The organism is Rhodopirellula sp. JB055, from assembly GCF_043100905.1.
Classification (GTDB): domain Bacteria; phylum Planctomycetota; class Planctomycetia; order Pirellulales; family Pirellulaceae; genus Rhodopirellula.
In genome coordinates this window covers 1-3,978 of the sequence record NZ_JBICHO010000013.1, presented here as the reverse complement: position 1 = coordinate 3,978, position 3,978 = coordinate 1, and the positions used below count along the sequence as shown (strand labels likewise).

At 55.2% G+C, this 3,978-nt stretch carries 3 protein-coding genes; all 3 read left to right on the top strand.

Annotated elements, in window-relative coordinates; all coding sequences use genetic code 11:
* Positions 1 to 180 (top strand): hypothetical protein (locus tag ACF8AM_RS00360; protein ID WP_392553718.1); only part of this gene is annotated, 180 nt, incomplete at its 5' end.
* A gap of 241 nt (positions 181 to 421) precedes the next feature.
* Positions 422 to 1,186, top strand: a complete 765-nt coding sequence (locus tag ACF8AM_RS00355) for a PEP-CTERM sorting domain-containing protein (RefSeq protein WP_392553717.1) — start codon at positions 422 to 424, stop codon at positions 1,184 to 1,186.
* A 512-nt stretch (positions 1,187 to 1,698) separates the two neighbouring features.
* Positions 1,699 to 2,922 (top strand): group II intron reverse transcriptase/maturase, encoded by a 1,224-nt coding sequence (gene ltrA, locus ACF8AM_RS00350; RefSeq protein ID WP_392553716.1) that lies wholly within the window; start codon positions 1,699 to 1,701, stop codon positions 2,920 to 2,922.
* Positions 2,923 to 3,978 lie beyond the last annotated feature (1,056 nt).

The following is a 3,978-nucleotide window of genomic DNA, read 5'->3' as shown; positions in this document are numbered from 1 at the left end:
ATCCCGGGATGCCGTGGTGGTCGAGGCCCTTGTGACTCGTTGATGGACTTGAGTACCAAGGAAATTGCAGCTTGTTTCTCTCCAGACTTCCACAAATGGTCCGCTTCGGGATTCCACTGGTCTGGCTTGTCCGTGTTGGTGGATTGGAGCGACTTTGGACTTTGCATTGCATATATGTGAATTGAGAGGGTGTGATTGAGTGATTTTTAGCTTGCGTGGGACGTCGTCCTCGCAGGTAAAGACTCAAAAGGCACAAAGTGTTGAAGATACACTTTGGTTCTCGACTATGCTTGGACAAATCATAGGCAGTTGTGGAAACTGCATTTCCTCGTTGTCTGGTTCTTTTCTTTTTGGGGGTTTGGTGAAGATGTTTGTGACCAAATGCCGCTTTGTGAACTTGTTCGCTTTTCTGATTGCGTGCATGTCGTCCCTGACCCTGGTTGCGAATGCCGCGGTCGTGACGACTCAGGAGTCTGGAGTGGATGCCATCTTTTCACAGGCTTCTTTTGGTGCCTCCCCAATCGACATTCGTTTTGGATCAATCGTTACGATTGAGAATTCGTCCGTCATCGACATTGATTCACAAGCCGATTTTAATTTGCTTACGGACTTAGCCCCAAATCTCGGAACCGCAGTGAATCTGTTTTACGTTAATTCGATCAATTGGTGCGGGGCTCCTGGAGCGAACATCGCGGGATGCGCTGAGTTCCCCGGTTCGGTGCTCGCAGTCAACTCGGCGGTTGCTGCTCACGCGATTTATGGAGCCGAATTGATTGCGCACGAAATGGCACACAATCTCGGGTTTGACCACACAGCGGGGCCAGGTCTGATGGGGCCGACGTTGAATGGGCAAACCACGCTGTCCATCGACGAAGTAACAATCCTTCGGAGCAGTCCGCTGGTTCAAATGGATGCGAGCGGATCTTTTATCAATGTCACACCGATTCTTGTCCAGGCTGCGGCGGTTCCAGAACCGAGTTCGCTGATGCTGGTCTCGGTTGTCCTGATTGCAATGCTCGGACTCCAGCGAGGCCGGCTTAGTGCGCCTGCAAAGGCGATTGAATTGTCAGGTGAAAGTCCTGACCGGGGAACTCGTTACCGCCCCGTAGCTGATGGTAACTGCGTTTTCAACAGAAAGGGTGGAGAGCAACCAAAAGCGAATGAACAGTCCGTAACTGTATTGTGAACTCGATTCGGCCAAGCCTGTCGGGGAGCCTCCTAGGAATGAGCGAACCCTTGACTGCACGCAATCGGCCCAGTGATGACCGGTCTAGGTCAGCCCGACGACTGTGCGGGCGGTCGGTGCAGCAGCCACGACGATGAATGAACTCGGTAACGTGAGAAATCGAGCGTGGCGAAATCGCGATGCGGTGGTTGGAGACGGAATGTTCGGAAGTTCAATCGAGAGAAGCAGGGAGATCTCGGCGAGCAGCAGACCGCTGAAGCTCAGCCGAGAAGTCAGAGTATCCATAGTAGTGTCGACCACCGGGAACCAAACCCGGTGCGAGCGAAGGGAGGCAGGGAAGTGGATACGAGAAGACCATGCCAACGAAACGTAAATCGAAAGACTACATCCCGGTGACAGTGCCGTTTTCGGCGGAATCCCCGTCGGCCAAGGCTAGCCGTGCTGGAGAACCTGAGAAGAAGTCAGCAATTGAGATTTCTTCGTGGGCGAATCGTGTCGTATGGACAGATCGTATGTTGAACGCACTCTCAGTAGGAGTGCGAGGAGGTAAATGGCATGCCTTGATTGACAAGGTGTACCGTGAGCTGAACCTGTTCGTGTCGGCCCGCAAGGTTGTCGGCAAGAAGGGAGCAGCGGGAGTGGATCGGCAAAGCACCGAGGATTTCAGTGAAAAGGAAATTGCTGAGATCAAGCAACTGTATGAACAGCTGCGAACCGGCACCTATCGTCCTCGGGCGGTACGCCGGGTGCAGATTCCCAAACCGGGCAGCAAACAAACGCGGCCTTTGGGAATCCCAACGGTTCGAGACCGCGTCGTGCAAACGGCGCTTGTCAACGTCATTGAACCAATCTTCGACAACGAGTTCCATGAACGAAGCTTCGGTTTCCGCCATGGCCGCAGCTGTCATGATGCACTGCGAGTGGTCGAAGGGTTACTGGAGACCGGTCATGTCTTTGTGGTCGATGCTGACCTGCAAGGTTACTTCGACACGATTCCGAAAGACCGCTTGCTGGCGTTGGTCAGCGAGAAGATTTCGGATCGCCGGGTATTGGATCTGGTGAAGCGATTCTTGGACCAATCGATCCTGGAGGAACTTCGCGAGTGGACGCCTGAGAGTGGCGTTCCGCAAGGGGCTGTGCTTTCCCCGCTGTTATCCAATCTGTACCTCAACGAGCTGGACCACCGAATGGCCGATCTGGGCTATGAAATGGTTCGCTACGCCGACGACTTTGTGATCCTGTGTCGTAGTCAGGAACAAGCGGAGTTGGCCCTTGAGGAAGTCCGACGCTTCGTCTGTGAAGCCGGTTTGACGCTGCACTCCGAGAAGACGCACATCGTTGACAGCCGGATCAAGAGTTTTGACTTTCTTGGTTACTCGTTTCGTGGGAAGCTTCGTTTTCCACGAGCGAAGAGCCAACAGAAGATGGTCGACACGATTCGCCGGTTAACGCCCCGAAAGAGCGGCCAATCGCTGGAAGCGACGATCGTCCAGATCAATCGCGTGACGGTGGGTTGGTTCAGTTACTTTCGTCACTGTACGTGGAACATCTTCGACAAGTACGACGGGATGGTTCGCAAACGACTGCGGCGTCAGCTCTTGAAGCGTCATCGACGCAACCCAGAGCGGCTATGTCGCACGCATCGTTGGCCCAATGCCTACTTCAGCGAGCGAGGCTATCGAAGTCTGCGTTTAGCCCACTCCGCTTACGTTCAATCCCTCGACGGGACCCACTGACTGGCGAGCCGTATGCGGGAGAACCGCACGTACGGTTCTGAGGGAGGGGAGTCCGGCTCAACCGGACTTCCCTACCCCTATCCGCCGTTCGCCTACGCTCGCGATGTGTTGGACGCCTTCAACTCTCAGTTCAATGTCTTCTACACTGATCTGGTCTCTTGGTGTGGGGTGATATCCCGGCGGCGGTGGGTTGTGGTGCGGTCAATGGTTCGGTCTTGATTGTTGAATCGGACTTTGCTGCAGGTGCATTTGGAGCCGAGTTGATTGCTCATGAGATTGGGCACAACCTCAATCTCGGGCACACGGGTGGCGAGGGTTTGATGGGACCGCGGCTGAACAACGACACTACTTTGACGACGGGCGAAGTCGAAACCATCTTTGAGAGCCGATTTGTGCGGACAGATCTGGATGGCTCGAGATTTATTCAAGTGACGCCGTATCTGATTCAGGCGACTGCGGTGCCGGAGCCCGGAGCGGGTCGAATGTACGTGGCTTCTATCTCGGTAGAGATGGGGGGGTGCAGCGTCGATCGCGCCTTGCAAAGTGAGGGCACGCGGCTTGGCTGGCACTGTGGGATCAATGACTTGTCCGCGGTCCCAACGTGTGGGGGAATGGCAGGCGTTTTTTAGTATCGCCAGCTGGCAATGCCTGTGGGGCCTGAGGAAACAAGTCGGCTCTTTGGCCAATCCCAAAAATTCAGGTGACGCTTTGGGTGAGGACGGCTGTTGGTCAAAGTCGTTGTCACGCCACTCGGTGGCTTCGGGATTCCTTTCGTTTTTGGTCGGCTCGGTGGTGGAGACGCTGCTTCGGAATTGGCGGACGCGCCGTTTCGTGTGTCGCCTTGGCTGGGAACACGTGTTGCGAGGGGGGGCGTGGTGGTGGTTTGATTTTGGGCTGGCTCGCGAAGTCTCCACTGAATTCGCACCCCAGCTAGATCGATCTGGTGCCTCGAGTTCTCGCTATTGGCAACCGCGACGCGGTTGACGGTGTGGAGTCCAGGGGGCGCTTCCGCGACGGCACGATGTCTTCAGGGCGACCTCCGATGGAGCTTTCTCA